Origin of the sequence: Micromonospora yangpuensis (assembly GCF_900091615.1) — a bacterium.
Lineage (GTDB): Bacteria > Actinomycetota > Actinomycetes > Mycobacteriales > Micromonosporaceae > Micromonospora > Micromonospora yangpuensis.
In genome coordinates, this window is the sequence record NZ_FMIA01000002.1 from 5,659,993 (window position 1) to 5,679,581 (window position 19,589).

At 72.9% G+C, this 19,589-nt stretch carries 16 protein-coding genes; 9 read left to right on the forward strand and 7 right to left on the reverse strand.

The features are described from left to right. Position 1: 1 nt before the first annotated feature. The 5 genes from GA0070617_RS25460 to GA0070617_RS25485 are packed head-to-tail and all read left to right on the forward strand — an operon-like array spanning position 2 to position 7,716. The gene (locus GA0070617_RS25460) at positions 2 to 2,149 is read left to right on the forward strand and encodes a molybdopterin oxidoreductase family protein (protein WP_091443888.1); all 2,148 of its coding nucleotides are present in this window, start codon (positions 2 to 4) and stop codon (positions 2,147 to 2,149) included. Beyond that, a complete protein-coding gene (locus GA0070617_RS31835) occupies positions 2,146 to 3,714 on the forward strand; it encodes an FAD-dependent oxidoreductase (RefSeq protein ID WP_229688563.1) in 1,569 nt (522 codons plus the stop codon). The genes GA0070617_RS25460 and GA0070617_RS31835 overlap by 4 nt, the downstream gene beginning before the upstream one ends. Positions 3,715 to 3,752: 38 nt before the next feature. After that, positions 3,753 to 6,284, forward strand: a complete 2,532-nt coding sequence (nirB, locus tag GA0070617_RS25475) for a nitrite reductase large subunit NirB (RefSeq protein ID WP_091447341.1) — start codon at positions 3,753 to 3,755, stop codon at positions 6,282 to 6,284. Then, positions 6,281 to 6,628, forward strand: coding sequence for a nitrite reductase small subunit NirD (gene nirD, locus GA0070617_RS25480; protein WP_091443893.1), 348 nt, complete (start codon positions 6,281 to 6,283; stop codon positions 6,626 to 6,628). The genes nirB and nirD overlap by 4 nt, the downstream gene beginning before the upstream one ends. After that, positions 6,628 to 7,716 (forward strand): uroporphyrinogen-III synthase, encoded by a 1,089-nt coding sequence (locus GA0070617_RS25485; protein ID WP_091443896.1) that lies wholly within the window; start codon positions 6,628 to 6,630, stop codon positions 7,714 to 7,716. The genes nirD and GA0070617_RS25485 overlap by 1 nt, the downstream gene beginning before the upstream one ends. Here the strand turns inward: GA0070617_RS25485 and GA0070617_RS31135 are convergent. From GA0070617_RS31135 to GA0070617_RS25515, 5 genes are all read right to left on the reverse strand, one after another. Further along, positions 7,695 to 8,657, reverse strand: coding sequence for a ferritin family protein (locus GA0070617_RS31135; protein WP_217628872.1), 963 nt, complete (start codon positions 8,655 to 8,657; stop codon positions 7,695 to 7,697). The genes GA0070617_RS25485 and GA0070617_RS31135 overlap by 22 nt on opposite strands. Before the next feature lie 274 nt (positions 8,658 to 8,931). Further along, positions 8,932 to 9,555, reverse strand: a complete 624-nt coding sequence (locus GA0070617_RS25500; RefSeq protein ID WP_091443900.1) for a GTP-binding protein — start codon at positions 9,553 to 9,555, stop codon at positions 8,932 to 8,934. Then, on the reverse strand, positions 9,536 to 9,901 hold the full coding sequence (locus GA0070617_RS25505; RefSeq protein WP_091443903.1) for a DUF742 domain-containing protein: 366 nt from the start codon (positions 9,899 to 9,901) through the stop codon (positions 9,536 to 9,538). The genes GA0070617_RS25500 and GA0070617_RS25505 overlap by 20 nt, the downstream gene beginning before the upstream one ends. A gap of 96 nt (positions 9,902 to 9,997) precedes the next feature. Then, positions 9,998 to 10,405, reverse strand: coding sequence for a roadblock/LC7 domain-containing protein (locus tag GA0070617_RS25510; protein ID WP_007465177.1), 408 nt, complete (start codon positions 10,403 to 10,405; stop codon positions 9,998 to 10,000). Continuing rightward, positions 10,402 to 13,476 carry a sensor histidine kinase gene (locus GA0070617_RS25515; protein ID WP_091443906.1) on the reverse strand — a complete coding sequence of 1,025 codons (3,075 nt, stop codon included), beginning with the start codon at positions 13,474 to 13,476 and terminating at the stop codon, positions 10,402 to 10,404. The genes GA0070617_RS25510 and GA0070617_RS25515 overlap by 4 nt, the downstream gene beginning before the upstream one ends. Before the next feature lie 449 nt (positions 13,477 to 13,925). Here GA0070617_RS25515 and GA0070617_RS25520 point away from each other — a divergent pair, with 449 nt between their 5' ends. Next, the gene (locus GA0070617_RS25520) at positions 13,926 to 15,110 is read left to right on the forward strand and encodes an ABC transporter substrate-binding protein (protein WP_091443910.1); all 1,185 of its coding nucleotides are present in this window, start codon (positions 13,926 to 13,928) and stop codon (positions 15,108 to 15,110) included. A gap of 95 nt (positions 15,111 to 15,205) precedes the next feature. Here the strand turns inward: GA0070617_RS25520 and GA0070617_RS25525 are convergent, their stop codons facing one another. Both GA0070617_RS25525 and GA0070617_RS25530 read right to left on the reverse strand, forming a co-directional pair. Next, the gene (locus GA0070617_RS25525) at positions 15,206 to 16,066 is read right to left on the reverse strand and encodes an ABC transporter permease (protein WP_091443913.1); all 861 of its coding nucleotides are present in this window, start codon (positions 16,064 to 16,066) and stop codon (positions 15,206 to 15,208) included. A 98-nt stretch (positions 16,067 to 16,164) separates the two neighbouring features. Then, positions 16,165 to 17,196: an ABC transporter substrate-binding protein gene (locus GA0070617_RS25530; protein WP_091443916.1), complete on the reverse strand. Its 1,032-nt coding sequence runs from the start codon at positions 17,194 to 17,196 to the stop codon at positions 16,165 to 16,167. A 271-nt stretch (positions 17,197 to 17,467) separates the two neighbouring features. Between GA0070617_RS25530 and GA0070617_RS25535 the strand changes: the two genes are divergently transcribed. The 3 genes from GA0070617_RS25535 to GA0070617_RS25545 are packed head-to-tail and all read left to right on the forward strand — an operon-like array spanning position 17,468 to position 19,529. Further along, positions 17,468 to 18,271: an ABC transporter ATP-binding protein gene (locus GA0070617_RS25535; protein ID WP_091443920.1), complete on the forward strand. Its 804-nt coding sequence runs from the start codon at positions 17,468 to 17,470 to the stop codon at positions 18,269 to 18,271. 2 nt (positions 18,272 to 18,273) lie between these two features. After that, on the forward strand, positions 18,274 to 19,224 hold the full coding sequence (locus GA0070617_RS25540) for an LLM class F420-dependent oxidoreductase (protein ID WP_091447348.1): 951 nt from the start codon (positions 18,274 to 18,276) through the stop codon (positions 19,222 to 19,224). Next, positions 19,221 to 19,529 carry a cupin domain-containing protein gene (locus tag GA0070617_RS25545; protein ID WP_091443926.1) on the forward strand — a complete coding sequence of 103 codons (309 nt, stop codon included), beginning with the start codon at positions 19,221 to 19,223 and terminating at the stop codon, positions 19,527 to 19,529. Before GA0070617_RS25540 ends, GA0070617_RS25545 begins: the two co-directional genes overlap by 4 nt. Positions 19,530 to 19,589 lie beyond the last annotated feature (60 nt).

Below are 19,589 nucleotides of genomic sequence, written 5' to 3' on the forward strand. Positions count from 1 at the left end.
CATGACAGACGGTGCACGCCCGGCGACACCAGCGGGAACCACGACCCGCGACGCCGCCACGCACTGCCCGTACTGCGCCCTCCAGTGCGCGATGACGCTGCGTCAGCGCGGGCAACGCGTCGAGGTCCTCCCCCGGCAGTTCCCGACCAACCTGGGCGGTCTCTGCCAGAAGGGCTGGACCGCCGCCGAGCTGCTCGACCACCCGGAACGGCTGACCACCCCGCTGCTGCGCGACACCGACGGCCAGCTGCGCCCGGCCGACTGGGACGCCGCCCTCGACCGGGTGGCCGAGGGGATCCGTGACGTCGCGGACCGGCACGGTCGGGACGCGGTCGCGGTCTTCGGCGGCGGTGGGCTGACCAACGAGAAGGCGTACGCGTTGGGCAAGTTCGCCCGGGTGGCGCTGGGCACCCGGCACATCGACTACAACGGACGCTGGTGCATGTCCTCGGCGGCGGCGGCCGGACTGCGCGCCTTCGGCGTCGACCGGGGCCTGCCCTTCCCGGTGGCCGACCTGGGCCGGGCGCAGACCGTGCTGATGGTCGGCGCGAACCCGGCCGAGACCATGCCACCGTTGATGCGCCACCTGACCGAGCAGCGCCGTCGGGGCGGCCGGCTGATCGTGGTGGATCCCCGGCTCACCGCCACCGCCCGCCAGGCCGACCTGCACCTGCAGCCGCTGCCCGGCACCGACCTGGCGATGGCCAACGCGCTGCTGCACATCGCGCTCACCGAGGGCCTGCTCGACCGGGCGTACGTCGCCGAACGGACCACCGGCTTCGACGAGGTGCGCCGGACCGTGGCCGGGTACTGGCCGGCCGAGGTGGAACGCCTCAGCGGGGTCCCGGTGGCCGATCTGGAGGCCACCGTACGGGCGCTGGCCGGTGTGGACCGGGCGGTCATCGTCACCGCCCGGGGCGCCGAACAGCATGCCAAGGGCGTGGACACGGTGACCGCGTACATCAACCTGGCGCTCGCCCTCGGGCTGCCCGGCCGCCCCGGCTCGGGGTACGGCTGCCTGACCGGGCAGGGCAACGGCCAGGGTGGTCGGGAGCACGGGCAGAAGGCCGACCAGCTCCCCGGGTACCGCCGGATCGACGACCCGGTGGCCCGCGCGCACGTGGCCGGGGTCTGGGGCGTCGACCCCGACTCGCTGCCCGGTCCGGGGGTGCCCGCGTACCAGCTGCTCGACTCGCTCGGCACCGCCACCGGCCCGAAGGCGATGCTGGTCTTCGGCTCCAACCCGGTGGTCTCCGCGCCCCGGGCGGCCCGGATCACCTCCCGGCTGCGCGACCTGGACCTGCTGGTGGTGGCCGACTTCGTCCGCTCCGAGACGGCCGAACTGGCCGACGTGGTGCTGCCGGTGGCCCAGTGGGCCGAGGAGGACGGCACGATGACCAACCTGGAGGGTCGGGTGCTGCGCCGCCGGGCGCTGCGCGAGCCACCCCCCGGCGTCCGCACCGACCTCGACATCCTCGCCACCCTCGCCACCCGCCTGCAAGGAAGGGCCCCCTCCTATCGTTTTCCGGATAGCAGGGGCCCCCGGCAAACCGGTTTCCCGACCGAGCCACGCGAGTGGTTCGAGGAGCTGCGCCGGGCCTCGGCCGGCGGGCCGGCCGACTACGCCGGGGTGAGCTGGGAACGGATCGAGGCCGACACCGGGGTCTTCTGGCCCTGCCCCGACCCGGACGGCCCGGACAGCCCCCGGCTCTTCGCCGACGGCTTCCCCACCCCGGACGGGCGGGCCCGGTTCCGGGCGGTGACCCACCGGCCGGCCGCCGAGCCGGTCTGCGCCGAGTACCCGCTGCACTTCACCACCGGCCGGGTGCTGGCCCAGTACCAGTCCGGCGCGCAGACCCGCCGGGTCGAGGCGCTGCGTCGGGCCGCTCCCGGAGGCTTCGTGGAGCTGCATCCCGACCTGGCCGACCGGCTCGGCGTCACCGAGGGGCAGCCGGTACGGGTGGTCTCCCGCCGGGGTGAGCTCTGCGCCCCGGCCCGGCTCAGCCCGACGATCCGCCCGGACACGGTCTTCGCGCCGTTCCACTGGCCGGGTGCCGCCCGCGCCAACTCGGTCACCAACGACGCGCTGGATCCGGTCTCCGGCATGCCCGAGTTCAAGATCTGCGCGGTCCGGCTGGAGCCGGCATGAGCATCGTGATCGTCGGGCACGGGATGGCCGGGGCACGCCTCGCCGCCGAACTGCACGCGCGGGGCGACGACCGTAAGGTCACCGTGTTCGGGGCCGAGCCGCACCGGGCGTACAACCGGATCATGCTCTCCACCCTGCTCGCCGGGAAGATCGACGAGCCGGACGTGGAGCTGACCGAGCTGGCCGGCCAGGGCGTGGACGTGCGCAACGGCCTGCCGGTCAGCGGGATCGACCGGGCCGCCCGCGAGGTGTGCACCGCCGACGGCGACCGGTTCGGCTACGAACACCTGGTGCTGGCCACCGGGGCCCGCGCGGTCGTGCCGCCGCTGCCGGGGCTGGACCCGCTGCCGGACCGGGTGGTGCCGTTCCGCACCCTGGACGACTGCCGGCGGATCCTCGCCGCCGCCCGGCACGCCCGCGACGTACTGGTGCTGGGCGGCGGGCTGCTCGGCCTGGAGGCCGCCCGGGGGTTGGCCGCCCGGGGCCTGGCCGTCACCGTGGTCCACCCCCACCCGCACCTGATGGAACGGCAGCTCGACCCGACCGCCGGCGCGGTGCTCGCCGGCACCCTGGAAGCCCTCGGGGTACGCACCGCGCTGGCGGTGCCGGCGGTCGGCGTGACCGCCGACGCCGACCGGGTCCGGCTCGACCTCGCCGACGGCCGTTCCCTCTCCGCCGACCTGCTGGTCCTCTCCTGCGGGGTACGCCCCGACACCGCGCTGGCCACGGCCGCCGGCCTGAGGGTGGCCCGGGGTGTGGTGGTCGACGACCGGTTGCGCAGCAGCGATCCGGCGATCTCGGCGATCGGCGACTGCGCCCAGCCCGACGGGGCGCTCACCGGCCTGGTCGCCCCGGCATGGGCCCAGGCCAGGGTGGTCGCCGACCTGCTCACCGGCGCCGACCCGGCGGCCCGCTACCGGCCCCGGCCGGTGGTGACCCGGCTCAAGGCCGCCGGCATCGATCTCGCCGCGATGGGCGACGTCACCGGCCCGACGCTCACCGGCGGCACCGGCGTCACGTCGACCACGCCCGGCGGTCCCGGCGGCGCGACGACGCCCGGCGGCACCGGCGACGCGACGACACCCGGCGGCGACGGCGGCGCGACGACACCCGGCGGCACCGCCAAGGACGACCACGACGGTGTGGAGGAGCTGACCTTCACCGATCCGGCCCGGGGCACGTACGCCCGACTGCGCATCCGTGGCGACCGGCTGACCGGGGCGATCCTGCTCGGCGAGAACCCGGCGGTCGGCACGGTGATGCAGCTCTTCGACCGGGGTGCCCCGGTGCCGGCCGACCGACGGTCGTTGCTGCTCGGCCGGGCGTACGGCGGCGGCGCGGCCACCCCGGCCACCTCGCCGGCGCTGATGCCGGACGCGACCACGGTGTGCCAGTGCAACGACGTCAGCAAGGGCGCGTTGGTGGCCTGCTGGCGTTCCGGTGCCCGGACCGGCGACGAGCTGTCGGCGACCACCCGGGCCGGCACCGGCTGCGGCGGCTGCCGCGACGCGCTCGCCGGCATCGTCGACTGGCTGGCCCAGTCGGACCCGGCGCCGATCCGATGAACCAGGTGACAGCCCGACCCAGTGGAGGTGCAGGGATGGTGAGTGGCGACAGGCTGGTCGTCGTCGGCAACGGCATGGTCGGGCAACGCTTCGTCGAGGCGTTGCGGGCCCGCGACCGGCAGGGGCGTTGGCAGGTGACGGTGCTCGCCGAGGAGACCCGACCGGCGTACGACCGGGTGCGGCTGTCGGCGTGGTTCGACGGGGTCGACGCGGAGCAGCTCAACCTGTACACCGCCGACGACGGCGTGGACCTGCGGCTCGGCGAGCCGGTCACCGGGATCGACCGGGACCAGCGGGTGGTCACCACGGCGGCCGGCGCGTACCCGTACGACGCGTTGGTGCTGGCCACCGGCTCGTACCCGTTCGTGCCGCCGGTGCCGGGCACCGATCTGCCGGGGGTCTTCGTCTACCGCACCCTGGACGACCTGGCCGCGATCCGGGCGCACGCCGCCGGTCGGCGGACCGGGGCGGTGATCGGCGGTGGGCTGCTCGGGCTGGAGGCGGCGAACGCGTTGCGCCTGCTCGGCCTGACCACCCACGTGATCGAGTTCGCGCCCCGGCTGATGCCGGTGCAGGTCGACGAGGCCGGTGGGGCGATGCTGCGCCGGTACGTCGAGGAGCTGGGGGTGCGGACCCACCTGGGGGTGGCCACCACGGCGCTGCGCCCCGGCGCGGACGGCACCGTCGCCGCCCTCGACCTCTCCGACGGCAGCGTGGTCGACGCCGACCTGGTGGTGGTCGCCGCCGGCATCCGCCCCCGCGACGAGCTGGCCCGCGTTGCCGGGCTGGAACTCGGCCCGCGCGGCGGGGTCCTGGTCGACGCCACCTGCCGCAGCGCCGACGAGCGGATCTGGGCGGTCGGCGAGTGCGCGGCGGTGGACGGCACCTGCCACGGCCTGGTCGCCCCCGGGTACGCGATGGCCGAGGTGGTCGCCGACCGGCTGCTCGGCGGGGCGGCCACCTTCGCCGGGGCGGACAGCGCGGCGAAGTTGAAGCTGCTCGGGGTGGAGGTGGCGTCCTTCGGCGACGCCCACGGGCGCACCGAGGGCTGTCTGGACGTCACCTACACCGATCCGGCCAGCCGGTCGTACGCGAAGCTGGTCCTCTCCGACGACGCGCGGACGCTGCTCGGTGGGGTGCTGGTCGGGGACGCGAGCGCCTATCCGACGTTGCGGGCCAGCGTCGGTGGGCCGCTGCCCGGTCCCCCGCTGGCGTTGCTGGCCCCGGCCGACGGCGGCGGCGCGGGCGCGGCGACGCTGCCCGGCACCGCCCAGGTCTGCTCGTGCAACGCGGTGACCCGCGACGACGTCGACGCGGCGATCGCCGGCGGCTGCGCCGACGTGCCGGCGTTGAAGGCGTGCACCCGGGCCGGGACGAGCTGTGGTTCCTGCGTACCGATGCTCAAGCAGTTGCTGGACGCCGCCGGCGTGGCGCAGTCCCGGGCGCTCTGTGAGCACTTCGACGCCAGCCGGCAGGAGCTGTTCGACATCGTCCGGGTCCGGGGCGTGCGGACCTTCTCCCAGCTGATCGCCGAGCACGGCCGGGGCCGGGGCTGCGACATCTGCAAGCCGGTGGTCGCCTCGATCCTCGCCTCGCTGGGCAACGGGTACGTCCTCGACGGCGAGCAGGCCTCCCTGCAGGACACCAACGACCACTTCCTGGCCAACCTGCAACGCGACGGCAGCTACTCGGTGGTGCCCCGGATCCCCGGCGGGGAGATCTCCCCGGAGAAGCTGATCGTCATCGGCGAGGTGGCCCGGGACTTCCAGCTGTACACCAAGATCACCGGTGGGCAGCGGATCGACCTGTTCGGGGCCCGGGTGGAGCAGTTGCCGCAGATCTGGCGGCGGCTGGTCGAGGCCGGCTTCGAGTCCGGCCACGCCTACGGCAAGGCGCTGCGCACGGTGAAGTCCTGCGTCGGCGATACCTGGTGCCGGTACGGGGTGCAGGACTCGGTGGGCCTGGCCGTCGCGCTGGAGCTGCGCTACCGGGGGCTGCGCGCCCCGCACAAGCTCAAGTCGGCGGTCTCCGGTTGTGCCCGGGAGTGCGCCGAGGCGCGCAGCAAGGACTTCGGCGTCATCGCCACCGAGACCGGCTGGAACCTCTACCTCGGCGGCAACGGCGGCTTCCGGCCCCGGCACGCCGACCTGTTCGCCACCGACCTCTCCACCGAGGAGCTGGTCCGCACCATCGACCGGTTCCTGATGTACTACATCCGCACCGCCGACCGGCTGCAACGCACCGCGGCCTGGATCGAGGCGCTGGACGGCGGGCTGGCGCACCTGCGCGCGGTGATCGTGGACGACTCCCTCGGGCTCTGCGCCGACCTCGACGCCGCGATGGCCCGGCACGTCGGGTCCTACTCCGACGAGTGGCGGGACACCCTCGCCGACCCGGAACGGCTGCGCCGCTTCACCTCCTTCGTCAACGCCCCGGAGGTCCCCGACCCGTCGATCCGCTTCGAGACCGTGCGGGGTCAACCGGTGCCGGGCCGCGCCGCGCCGGAGCCGGCCACCGCCGGTGGCCGCCGGCAGCCGGTCACCCTGGGCATGCCGGAGGTACGGCGGTGAGCCGGGCGACCGTACTGACCTGGACCGTGGTCTGCCGGCTGGACCAGCTGGAGCCGGACCGGGGCGTCGCCGCACTGGTCGACGGGGTGCAGGTGGCGCTCTTCCGGACCGCCGACGAGCTGTTCGCGCTGGACAACCGGGACCCGGTGAGCGGCGCGTACGTGCTCAGCCGGGGCATCGTGGGCAGCCGCGGCGGCACGCCGACGCTGGCCTCACCCCTGCACAAGCAGGTGTACGACCTGCGTACCGGCGACTGCCTCGACCTGCCCGGGGTGCGCGTGCCCCGGCACGAGGCGCGGTGCCGGGACGGCCTGGTCGAGGTGCGGCTGCGACAGGAGGAATGATGCGCGAGGAACTGGCCGGCTTCACCATCGGGGTGACCGCCGACCGGCGGCGCGACGAACTCGCCGCGCTGCTGCAACGGCGTGGGGCGCGGGTGGTGCTCGCCCCGGCGCTGCGGATCGTGCCGCTCACCGACGACACCGAGCTGCGCGAGGCGACCCGGGCCTGCCTGGACCGGCCACCGGACATCGTGATGGCCAACACCGGCATCGGCATGCGCGGCTGGTTGGAGGCGGCCGAGGGCTGGGGCCTGGCCGAGCCGCTGCGCTCGGTGCTGACCGACGCGTACCTGGTGGCCCGGGGTCCGAAGGCCCGCGGTGCGATCCGGGCCGCCGGCCTGCACGACCAGTGGTCGCCGGCCTCGGAGAGCTGCGACGAGGTCGTCGACCACCTGACCCGGCGGGGGGTGGCCGGGCAGGTCGTCGCGATGCAGTTGCACGGGGACCGGCAGCCGGAGTGCACCATGGCGCTGGAGGCCGCCGGCGCGACCGTCATCGAGGTGCCGGTCTACCGCTGGGCGCCGCCCACCGACCCGGCCCCACTGCACCGGCTGATCGACCTGGTCGCCGGCCGGCTCGTCGACGCGGTCACCTTCACCTCGGCACCGGCGGCGGAGGCGCTGCTGCGGGCCGCCGGCGACCGTACCGACGCGGTGCTGGCGGCGCTGCGCGAGGACGTCCTGGCCGCCTGCGTCGGCGCGGTCACCGCCGAGCCGCTGCGCAGACACGGGGTGCCGGTCAGTGCGCCGGGCCGGGCCCGGCTCGGCGCACTGGTCCGCACCATCGTCGACGAGCTGCCCCGGCGCACCACCACCCTGAAGGCGGCCGGGCACCTGATCACCCTGCGTGGGCACGCCGCCGTGGTCGACGGGGACCTGCGCCAGCTCGCCCCGGCACCGATGGCGGTGCTGCGGGAGCTGGCCCGCTCCCCCGGCCGGGTGCTGTCGCGTACCGCCCTGCTGCGCACCCTGCCGCGCGGCGCGGACGAGCACGCGGTGGAGATGGCGGTGGCCCGGCTGCGCGCCGGTCTGCACGCCCCCCGGGTCGTGCAGACCGTGGTCAAACGCGGCTACCGGCTGCGCGTCGACTGAGCCCGGTCACCGGCCGGCCGGGCGACCGGGCGCACCTGGTCCTCACCACCGCCGGGGACGACCAGCCCGACCAGGGCACGCAGGAACGCCGAGGCGTGGTCGGCCTCGTCGAAGGAGATCTCCCGGAACAGCGCCGCCGCCTCGGCGTCACCGGCCGCGGCGGCGTGCCGGGCGAACGACGGGTACATCACGGTCGCCTCGTACACCTCACCGTCGATCGAGTGCCGCAGGTTGTCGGTGTTCGTGCGGACCAGGCCGTACAGGTTGGCCGTCTCGGCGAAGTGCTCACCCAGCTCCTGGTTGGCGGTGTTGGTCCAGAGTTCGGCCAACCGGGGCACCCCGGCGGCACGGGCGTAGAGCGTGTACCTCGCGTACGCGAACGCCTCACCGCGCAGCGTCTCGTACAGGTTCTCCCGGGTCTGGCCCGAGCACTGCGGCTGCACCGCCCGGATCGGGACCGGCTCGACCACCTCGCCCGTCGGGATCTCCGCCCCGGACCCGGGGTCGGTGATCGCCTCCAGCGCGGTGCGGAACCGCCCGGCGTGCGCCGCCTCGTCCCCGGCCAGTTCGGTGAAGAGGGCCACCGCCGGCGCGCAGCCGTCCCGGCGGGCCTGCGCGGCGAAGTCCGGGTAGGAGACGGTCGCCTCGAACTCCTCGCCGGCGATCGACTCCTCCAGATTCTCGACGTCGCTGCCGACGAAGCCGATCAGCTCGGCCTCGGCGGTGAAGTGGTCGTCGAGTTCGGTCGCGGCGGTGGCCCGGAACAACGCGGCGACCTCGGGCTCCCCGGTCCGCTCCGCCTCCTGCGCGTACGCCAGGTACGAGGCGTGGGCGAACGCCTCCCCGTGCATCGCCGTCAGCGTGTTCGCCCGGGTATCCGGGCTGACGTCGGCCGCGTACGCGACCTGTGGGCCGGCGAGGACCGTCAGTCCGGCAGCCATGGCACAGACACCCTTGACCATTCGCATGGATTCCTCCAACGGTTCACGCGATCAAACGATCACGCAGAGTCACGTAGCCGGAATCGTAAGTCTTCCCAGGTCAGCAGGGATACGGCTGGTCGACGGCCACAGCGTGCGGGCGGCGGAGCACACGCGGCACACGCGCCGGAAACGACAAATGGGAATTCGCGGGTCCGGTCCACGGCCGACGACCCGGGGAACGGGCGCAGCCCCTGCCGGCCGAGGCCGACAGGGGCTGCGGGAGTACCCGGGTTCAGCCGACCGGGGCGGGGAAGCCTCGGCCGTGCTCGGCCTCCAGGCGCATCATGGCGTGTTCCACCACGGTCACCAGCACCTGCTTGACCGACTCCCGGTCGCGGGCGTCGGTCCAGACCAGCGGTACGTCCGGCGAGATGGCCAGCGACTCCCGGACCTCCTCCAGCTCGTACTGCGACGCGCCGTCGAAGTGGTTGAGCGCCACCACGTACGGCAGCTTCCGGTTCTCGAAGTAGTCGAGCGGCGCGAAGGCGTCGGTGATCCGCCGGGTGTCCACCAGGACGGCGGCACCCACCGCGCCCCGGATGATCTCGTCCCACATGAACCAGAACCGGGTCTGGCCGGGGGTACCGAACAGATAGAGGATCAGGTCCTGGGCCATGGTGATCCGGCCGAAGTCCATGGCGACCGTGGTGGTCTCCTTGCCCGGCACCTTGGACGGGTCGTCGATACCGACGCCGGCCGCGGTCATCACCGCCTCGGTGGTCAGCGGAGTGATCTCCGAGATCGCACCGACCAGGGTCGTCTTGCCCACGCCGAAGCCACCCGCGACCACGATCTTCGCCGAGACGATTCCCCGGTTCTGGCGGGCCCCGGCGGGGTCATAGCCTGCGAAGTCCACTTAGCACCCTTCCAAGGATTTCCATTCGCTCCTCGAACCCGTCGGCGGGAGCGGCAGTGTGTAGCGTCAGCAGACCCTCGGCCACCATGTCGGCGACCAGCACCCGGGCGACGCCCAGCGGCATCCGGGTGTACGCGGCGATCTCCGCCAACGACTGCGCCCGCCCCTCACAAACCGAGGCGATCCGGTGCTTGTCGTGTCCGGCGAACCGCGACTCGGCGACCGCGGTGGGACTTGCCGTGAGCACCGCTTCGAGCGCGATGTCCTGGCGAGGCTCGGTACGGCCACGGGTGACCGCGTACGGCCTTACCAGCGCACCCCTCGGGTCCGCGCGCCGTTGGTCCACTCCGCGATCACCTCCTCTCGTCCGACACCGGATGGTGCCGGTTCACCTACGCGTGGGCGGGGGCACCCGTGCCGCCGGGTGCCCCGGCCCACCGCCTCATGATCGAACAGCATCCCGGGGCAGCGGCACCAGTGCCGCACCGACCCGTTCCACAAGCAGTGCCATTTCGTAGCCCACCTGACCGACGTCGCAACTGCGCGCGGCGAGCACGGCCATCGACGAGCCGTCACTGATCGACATCAGGAACAGGTATCCACTGTCCATCTCGATCACGGTCTGCAGCACCCCGCCGGCGCTGAACATCCGCGCGGCCCCCTCGGTCAGGCTGACCACGCCGGAGGTGATCGCCGCGAGCTGGTCCGCCCGGTCGCCCGGCAGGTCCCGCGAGGAGGCGAGCAGCAGCCCGTCCGCCGACACCGCCACCACGTGGGCGATACCCGCCACGCTGTCGGCGAAGTTGGTCAGGAGCCAACCCATGTCCTGCATAGCCGCTGGCCTGTTCATCGGCTCGTCTCCTTGGTCGAGGTGCTGTCCTGGTCGGCCCCGGCGGTACGTCCACGTTGGACGCCCCGATGGTAGGCGGAGAGCAGACCGCGTACTTCGTCCGGCGTACGCCGGCTCCGGTCCCGCCCGCTCTTGGGCTCGATCCCACCGGGAACGAGCTGGGCCTGCGGTACCCGCTTCGGCAGACCGGACCGGGTGGTTCCGGAGGGGGCCGGCTCGGCCGCCCGGCTGGCCCGGGACCAGCCGTCGTCGGCCGCGGTCCGCCAGGCCTCCGGCTCGATCGGTGCCGCCGCGGGCGGGGCCGGCGGCGGCGTGGCCGCAGCCGGTACGACGGGGGGCGCCGACACCGGAGGGGCCGTTGCCGCCGGGGGCGGCGTGTACGTCGGCGGTGCGCTCTGCGCCGGCGGCGTCTCGACCGCGCCCGGGGTCCGGGTCGGCAACGGCGGCCGGACCGGGGCGGCCGGGGCGGGGGTGGCGGCCGGTCGGGCACCGGCGCCCGGCGGCTGGTCGAAGCGGGGTCGGGTGAAGATGGCCGTCTCGTCGTTGCCGTGGGAACGGAACCAGACCGCCTCCATCTCCCGGAAGATCGGTGCCTCGGCGGGCTGGTCCCGCCGGCCGATGACCGGTGCGGCGGGCATCGCGTTGGACACCGGCGCGGCCGGGGCCGGCGGCGCGGCCGGCAACCCGGCGGTCGGACCCAGCGGCAACGCCGGCGCGGCGGGCCGGGGCGGCTCACCGGTCGAGCCGCGCCGGGGCAGCGGATCGATCGTGGGGTACGCGACCGTCGGCGAACCCACCGACACCCCGTTGGTGCCGGGGAACGCCGGCTCGGCGGGGGCGGACCGCGTCGGCTCCGGTGCGACCGGCGGGGTCGTCAGCGACCGGCCAGCGGCCTGCACCGGCGGTGCCGAGTCGCGCGCCTGGGTAGGCGTCTGCCAGGTAGGCGTGGGGGTGCTGGTCCGCCACTGGTCGGGCAGGGTGGCCGCCGAGGTCCGACCGGCACCGGCGAGCGAGTCGCCGAGGCTCACCGGGTTCAGCGGGCTCTGCTCGATCATCGGCTGGCGTGGCCGGCCGCCTACCTGGTCGCGGCCCCGGACGTTGGGCAGCACCACGGTCGCCGCCGGCAGCGTCACCTGGGCCACCGTGCCGCCCTCGACGTTGCGCCGCAGCTCGACCCGGATGGCGTACCGCGAGGCGAGCCGGCTCACCACGGCCAGACCCATCAGCCGGAACGCGGCGACATCCACCGTGGGCGGCGCGGCCAGCCGCTTGTTGAGCGAGTCCAGCTGGTCGTCGCTGAGGCCGAGCCCCCGGTCCTCGATCTGGATCAGGACGTAGTCGCGGATCCGGCGACCGTCGGCCACCACCGTGGTGTTCGGCGCGGAGAACCGGGTGGCGTTGTCGAGCAGCTCGGCCACGAGCCGCACCACGTCGTTCACCGCGTGCGCGGCGACCGAGACGTCGGTGTCGACGGTGCCGAACTCGATCCGGTTGTACTGCTCCACCTCGGACTGGGCGGCGCGCAGCACGTCGACCAGGAGCGCGTCGTCGCGACGCGGCACGGCGGAGTCGGCACCGGCCAGCACCAGCAGGTTCTCGTCGTTGCGGCGCATCCGGGTGGCCAGGTGGTCCAGCTCGAAGAGCCGGGCCAACCGCTTCGGGTCCTCCTCGGAACGCTCGATGGCGTCCAGCTCACCGATCATCCGGTCGACCAGGGTCTGCGAGCGCCGGGCCAGGTTGAGGAACATCGCCGAGACGCTGGTCCGCAGCGCGGCCTGCTCGGCCGCGACCCGGACCGCCTCCTGGTGCACCACGTTGAAGGCCAGCGCGACCTGCCCGACCTCGTCGCGGTTGTTCAGCTTGATCGGGTCCCGGACCTGCCGGACGATCTCCTCCACACCGCCGTCGCCCACGTTGTTGATGTTCTGCAGCCGGGCGACCGCCTCCGGCAGGTCGTGGTTGGCCACCGAGAGGGCGCCCTCGCGCAGCCGGCGCAGCGACTGGTTGAGCGAGCGGGCGAGCACCACGGCCAGGCTGACGGCGATGATCAGCGTGAGCAGCACCAGCACCGACTCGACGATGGCCTGCCGGATCACGTCCGAGCGGACCTGTGCGGCGTCGGCGAGGAGGTCTTCCTGCAGCCGTACCTCGGCCCAGCGCATCAGGTCGTTGACGGCGCCGACGGCGTTGGCCGCGTCGGCGGCCGAGACCAGCGGGCGCTGCCCGACCGAGCGGCTGATGTCGGAGGCGACCCCGTCGGCGAGCACCACCGCGTCACCGGAGACCGAGCTCTCCACCAGGGCGCGCTGGGCGGGGTCGGCGGCGAGCGAGAAGGCGAGCAGGGCTTCCTGCTGGCCGGTGAGGGTGGCGACGAAGGAGGAGAACTGCTCCTCGTCCAGGCGACCGCCGACCAACGCGGTGAACGCGACCGACTCCTCCTCGGCGACGGCGCCCTTGGCCCGGCTGAAGGCGGCCACCGCGCGACGGCTGTCCGCGAGCCGCTCCTCGCCGGGCAGCTGGGCCAGCGTCTCACCGTACGAGACCAGGTCGGCGTAGATCACGCCGTAGCGCAGTGCCGCCGCGGCCACCGGCAGCTGCCGCTGGGCCAGCACCTCCTGCCGGGTGCTGCTCAGCGTGTCCAGGTGACTGTCGATGGTGTCGAGCCGGTCGCGCACCGCATCCGGTACGTCGCCGATCCGGCTCCGCTCGTCGCGGTACTCGGTGATCCGCTGGTCGGTACGGCGTACCCGCAGGTTGTACTCGTCGGGCGACTGGCCCGGCCGGGCCAGGAACGCCGAGGCCGCCATCCGCTCCCGGTGCATGTCCTGGGCCAGGGCCGAGACGTCGACGGAGAGCGCGGTGAGCGACTCGATGCGGTTGGCCTCGACGGCGCCCTCGCCGGTCGAGATGAGCCGGATGGTGGCCAGTGCGATCACCGCGGCCACCGGAACGACCAGGATCAGTGCCAGCTTCGACCGGATCCGGGCGTCCCGTAGCCGGGGTAGCCGACTCCGCAACCCGCCCTTGCTGGCCTCGCCGCTCTCGGGCAGGGTCGTAGGTCCGGTGCTCACGACATCGCCTCCGTCGTTTCTTCCACGCCTGACCCGCCGACCCGTGCCTGGTGCAGCGGACAGCGCCGCGCGCGGCACGGCCGCGATTTCATCAGAGAAGATCCGGTTTGGAAAGCCGGGATGAGAGACAGGAGGGTCGGGCACGACCCGACGTACGCACCGATCACCTGATACCGCCAATTCTCTACCGCCCCTGAGCAGGGCATATGATCCAGAGTGGTCGGATGAATCTGCAAAGTGAGCGTTTGTGAACGCTCGATTACCCCAGTATGTGGGACGGTCATCCCGAAACGCCGCCTGGTACCCGCGCTTGACCACAGGGCCCGGCATTGGCAAGGTTTTGCAGGCTTCGCGCACACCGTACGGCACATGATCCCCGATCCTCCACCGAGGACGGCAGAACCGGCGGTGACCGGGCCTCGGCCCGCGCCGCACCCTGGAGGACTGAGTTGAGCCCCATCCGCTCCGCGACCATCGCGGCGCTCGCATCGGCCGTCCTGGCCACCACGCTCACCGGCTGCCAGTTCGGCGCCGCGGAGCAGGACACTTCTCCGATCGTCATCGCCGCGGACCTGGAGATCTCCGGTGCCGCCGCCCCGGTCGGCAAGGCGTACCAGCGCGCCCTGGAGCTGAAGGTCGAGCAGCTCAACGCCTCTGGCGCGCTGGGCGGCCGGCAGATCGACCTGCGGGTGAAGGACAACCGCTCCGATGCCGCCGAGTCGCTGCGCAACATCACCGACTTCAGCAAGGACGGCAAGGTCAGCGCCATCATCATGGGCGGCTGCAACGAGTGCGCGGTCGGCGCGGTCCGGGCCGTCGGCGACGGCCGGATCCCCACCATCGCCCTCGCCGCGTCCAGCGAGGTCACCAACCCGGTGGCCGAACGCCGGTACATGTTCAAGCTGGCGCCGAACGCGGCGGACAGCGCCGCCGTGCTCGTCGACGAGCTGGGTAGGTCGGGCATCCGCCGGGTGGCGCTGCTGCACAGCGACGACAACTACGGCCGGGAGGGGCTGACCGCGCTCCGCAGCGAACTCGACAAGGCCGACATCCGGTTGGTACGGCGGTCCGCGGTGCCGACCACCGCGACCGACCTGAACGAGCCGGTCCGGCAGCTGACCTTCGGCAACATCGACGCCCTGGTCGTCTGGACCACGCCCGAGCAGGCGACGCTGGTCACCAACAGCGCCCAGCAGGCCGAGTTCCAGGGCAACCTCTACTTCGACGTGGTGGCCGGTGGCGACCTCTTCCTCGGCACCTCGACGCAGGCCAGCGCCCGGTCCACGCTGGTCTTCAGCCAGACGATGGCGATCGACGACGTGATCGCCACCACCCCGGCCAAGGCCGCCCGTCGGCAGTGGTTCCAGGACTACACGGCCCGGTTCGGCGGATACCACGGCTTCTCCTCGTTCGCCGCCGACGCGGTGCAGCTCATCGTGAACGCCGAGCTGCGGCGACCGGCCGGGACGCCCGGCCGGGTGGACCGGGACGGCATCCGCGACGTGCTGGAGACCTCGCAGCTGGACGGGCTCTCCGGCCCGATCCGGATGACGCCTGACAACCACTCCGGGCTGATGCCCCAGGCCCTCACCACGCTGGTCGCCCGGGGCGGCCGCTGGCGACTGGCCGGCTGACCCGGACGCCGTACGGCACCCGGCTGGCCGGCCTCCGTCCGCGGAGGCCGGCCAGCCGTAGGGTTCTCACCTGGCACCGGTGGACGGCCGCCCGGTCAGCGGTTCGAGGTGGTCTCGCGCACCCACGGCAGGGCGAACCGTTCGACGACGACCAGCGCCGAGTAGAGCACGATGCTCACCAGGGCCACCAGCATGATGGCCGCCCAGGCGGTGGCGGTGTCGCCGATGCCGGCGTACTGCTGGATCACATAGCCGAGCCCGCCCTCGCCGGCCTGGAACTCGCCGATCACCGCTCCGATCGCGGCCAGCGGCATGGCGACCTTGAGCCCGACGAAGATCTGCGGCAGCGCGGCCGGGAACCGCACCTTGCGGAAGGCCTGCCACCAGGAGGCGTTCCAGGACCGCACCAGCTCCGCCAGGTCGGCCGGGGTGGTGGTCAGGCCGGTGGCGGTGGCGAGCACGATCGGAAAGAAACAGAGCAGGAACACCATCGTCAGGATGGGCCGCTGCCCCCAGCCGAGCGCCACCACCAGCAGCGGCCCGAGGGTGATCTTGGGCACTGCGTTGACCGCGACCAGCAGCGGGGTGAACATCCGCTCCACGGTCCGGGACGCGGCCAGGGACAGTCCGATCAGGATCCCGGCCGCCGCCGAGAGCGCGAAGCCGATCAGGATCTCCATTGTGGTGGTACCGGTGTGCTCCAGCATCTGCGCCGGCTTCTCGACGAACGCGGCCAGCACCGATCCCGGGGTGGGCAGCGCGGCCGGGTGGACCAGTTCCAGGCGGGAGACCAGCCACCACAGGCCGAAGGCGATCAGCAGGCCGGCCACCGGCAGCAGCGTCGCCGAGGTGCCGGCGCGGAGCACCGCACCACCTCGTGCCGCCCGTCCCTCGGGGCCCGGGATCTGTGCTGTCCCCGGCGGTGTGGCCACCGCCGGGGACCGGACGTCGGTCATCTTGCACTCCTCAACCTCCGGCCCGACGGCCGGCACGGCAGGGGGGTACGCGCCGCCGGGGACACCGGCGGGGCGTACCCCCGTGTGACGGACTCTGATCAGGCCTTCGGCGCGAGGCTGAAGTCGATGATCTGGTCCGGGGTGATGTTCTGCTTCAACTGACCGGCGCCCTGCAGGATGGCGATGCTCTTGGCCACCCGGCCGTTGTCCAGGGTGCCGAGCGCGGTGCCGGAGTTGCTCGACCGGACGTACCCGGCCATCAGCTGCAGCTCGGCGGCGGCCGCGGCGGGCACGCTGGCCTCGACGTTCTTCTTCAGGATCTCGCCGGCCTCCTGCGGGTTGGCCAGGGCGTACTCCAGGCCCTTGAGCAGCGCGCCGGTGAACCGCTTGACCTTCTCCGGGTCCTCCTTGGCGATCTTGCTGGAGGTGATCAGCACGTTGCCGTAGAGGTCCTGCATCACGTTGCTGTACGGCAACATGACTGCCTTCTTCTTGGTGACCGTCTCGATGGTCGGCTGACCGACGACGAACTGGCCGATCCCGTCCACGCCACCCGAGGCCAGGGTGCCCATCAGGGTCTGCGCGTCACCGTTCACCCACTGCACCTTGGTGACGTCGACGCCGGCCAGCCGGGCGTAGGTCGGGAAGAGGTTGCGGACCACCGAGCCGGGGGTGTCGGCGAGCTTCTTGCCCTCCAGGTCCTTCGGGGAGGCGATGCCGTTGCCCTCGACCGTGGCGATGCCGGCCATGGTGCGCTGCTGGATCGCGGCCACCGCGACGAAGTCCTTGGCCAGGCCGTTGCCGACCTGCAGCAGACCACCGGTCAGGTCGATCGGGCCGAAGTCGGCCTTGCCGGCGACGACGGTCTGGATCACGCCACCGGTGCCCTGACCGGCCTGGATGTCGACGTCGAAGCCGGCATCCTTGAAGAAACCCTTCTCCTTCGCCACCCAGGCGTAGGAGTCCCGGCCGAAGTTTCCGAACGAGGTGAGATAGGTCACCTTCTCTAGTGACTGGCCGTCAGCACCCTGCGCCTCTCCGGAACCGTCCGAGCCACCGCTGCACGCGGTCACCAGGGCGAGGGTGGTAGCCAGCGCAGTGGCGGCGACCGTACGGGTCAGCCTTCTCATCAGTGCACCATGTCCTTTCCCACCAGGCGGGTTGTCCACCTGGGAGGGTCGTCGAGCCACGCCGGGTCGACCCAGGGGGAGATCGAGGCCGGCGATAGAGGGGGACGCTTTCGCGGGCACAGCGTACGAGACTCCCACCTCACGGTCACCAGTCACATCACGTTGCGAAACGAAAAACTTACCGGAGTCCACCCCGGACTGTTCTGATCCAACTCGCCTCGCTACCCTGGCCGGACCTGAGAACATCGCAGCTCAAGGAGGCTGGCCGGGCATGATCCGACTTTCCGGGGTGTCCCGAACCTTCACCGGGCGCACCGGTCGGGTCGAGGCCCTGCGCGGCATCGACCTGCACGTCGCCGAGGGCGAGTTCGTCGCGGTGCTCGGCCGCTCAGGCTGCGGCAAGTCCACTCTGCTGCGGATGGTCGCCGGCCTGCTGCCGGCGACCGCGGGCGAGATCACCGTGGGTGACAAGCCGATCACCAAGCCGCGCCGGGACATCGCCATGCTGTTCCAGCGGCCGGCGCTGCTGCCCTGGCGCACGGTGCTGGACAACGTCCTGCTGCCGGTGGAGATCTTCGGGTGGAGTCGGGCCAAGCACCGCGACCGCGCCCGGCAGCTACTGGAGCTGTCCGGCCTGGCCGGCTTCGAGAAGCGCCTGCCGCACGAGCTCTCCGGCGGCATGCAGCAGCGGGTGTCGCTGTGCCGGTCGCTGATCGGCGAGCCCCGGGTGATGCTGATGGACGAGCCGTTCTCCGCGCTCGACGCGCTCACCCGGGAGGAGCTCTCCGGTGAACTCCAGCGGGTGCACATGGAGACCCGGGCGACCATCGTCTTCGTCACCCACTCGATCGACGAGGCGGTGCTGCTCGCCGACCGGGTGGTGGTGCTCAGCCCGCGTCCCGGCCGGATTCGCAAGGTGGTCGAGGTGGACATCCCGCGCCCCCGCTCGCTGGGCCGCAACGCGCACCTGGCCGACGTGGCCCGGGTCAGCGCCGACCTGCACGAGCTGCTGATGGAACGGCACGCTCCCGACGAGGTCGCCGCGGTGGCGTCGGCCGGAGCGGAGGCATCGTGACCATGCGGGTGAGCATCTTCACCGAGCCGCACCGCGGCGCCAGCTACGACGACCAGCTCCGCTTCGCCCAGCTGGTCGAGGCCGGCGGGTTCGAGGGTTTCCTACGCGCCGACCACTACCAGTCGATGGGCGCCGAGCAGCCCCTGCCCGGTCCCACCGACGCCTGGCTCACCCTGGCCGCGCTGGCCCGGGAGACCAGCCGGATCCGCCTCGGCACGCTGGTCACCTCGGCCACCTTCCGGCTGCCCGGTCCGCTGGCGCTGATGGTCGCCCAGGTCGACCAGATGAGCGGCGGCCGGGTCGAGCTGGGCATCGGCGCCGGCTGGTACGAGCGGGAACACACCTCGTACGGCATCCCGTTCCCGGCCGTCGGTGAACGCTTCGACCGGCTCGCCGAGCAGCTCGAAGTGATCACCGGACTGTGGCGTACCCCGGTCGGCGAGACGTTCAGCTTCACCGGCGACCACTACCGGCTGGTCGACGCCCCCGCCCTGCCGAAACCGGTGCAGACGCCCGGCCCCACGGTCATCGTCGGTGGCAAGGGCCCCAAGCGCACCCCGGAGCTGGCCGCCCGCTTCGCCGACGAGTTCAACATGCCGTTCCGTACCGTCGCCGACACGGCCGCCACCTACGAACGGGTACGCGAGGCCTGTGACCGGGTCGGCCGCGCCGAGTCCGGGCGGGAGCCGCTGGTGCTCTCCGCCGGGGTAGTGGTGGCGATCGGACGTACCGACGCCGAGGCCGAGCGTCGGGCCGCCCCGCTGCACGTCAAGAGCGCGCTGCCGCCGGAGGACCCGGTGGTCGGCTCCCCCGCGCAGCTGGTCGACCGGCTCGGCGAGTTCGCCGCCGTCGGCACCACCCGGGTGCACCTGCGCCTGATCGACCTCGCCGACCTCGACCACCTGGAGCTCATCGCCGCCGAGGTGCTCCCCCAGTTGAACGGAGTCCGATGACCGACGTCAGCCAGGAGACCGAACTCGGCCCGGTCGGCCAGGAGATCGTGTACGAGAACGACCGGGTCCGGGTCTGGCACATCCGGCTGGAGCCGGGCGAGCGGCAGCCGTTGCACCGCCACGACCACCCGTATCTGGTGATCGCCGTACAGGGCGCGAAGAACGTGGTGCAGACCGTCGACGGCACCCGGATCGACGCCGACGAGCCGACCGGTGGGGTGGTCTACCGCGATCCGGGTGCGGTTCACATGCTGACAAATGTCGGAGATACGACGTATCTCGCCCGCCTGGTCGAGCTCAAGTAGACCCGCCGCCGGACACCGCCGCGCCGCGCTTTCGCGGAGGTGGCGGTAGGTCCCACCGGG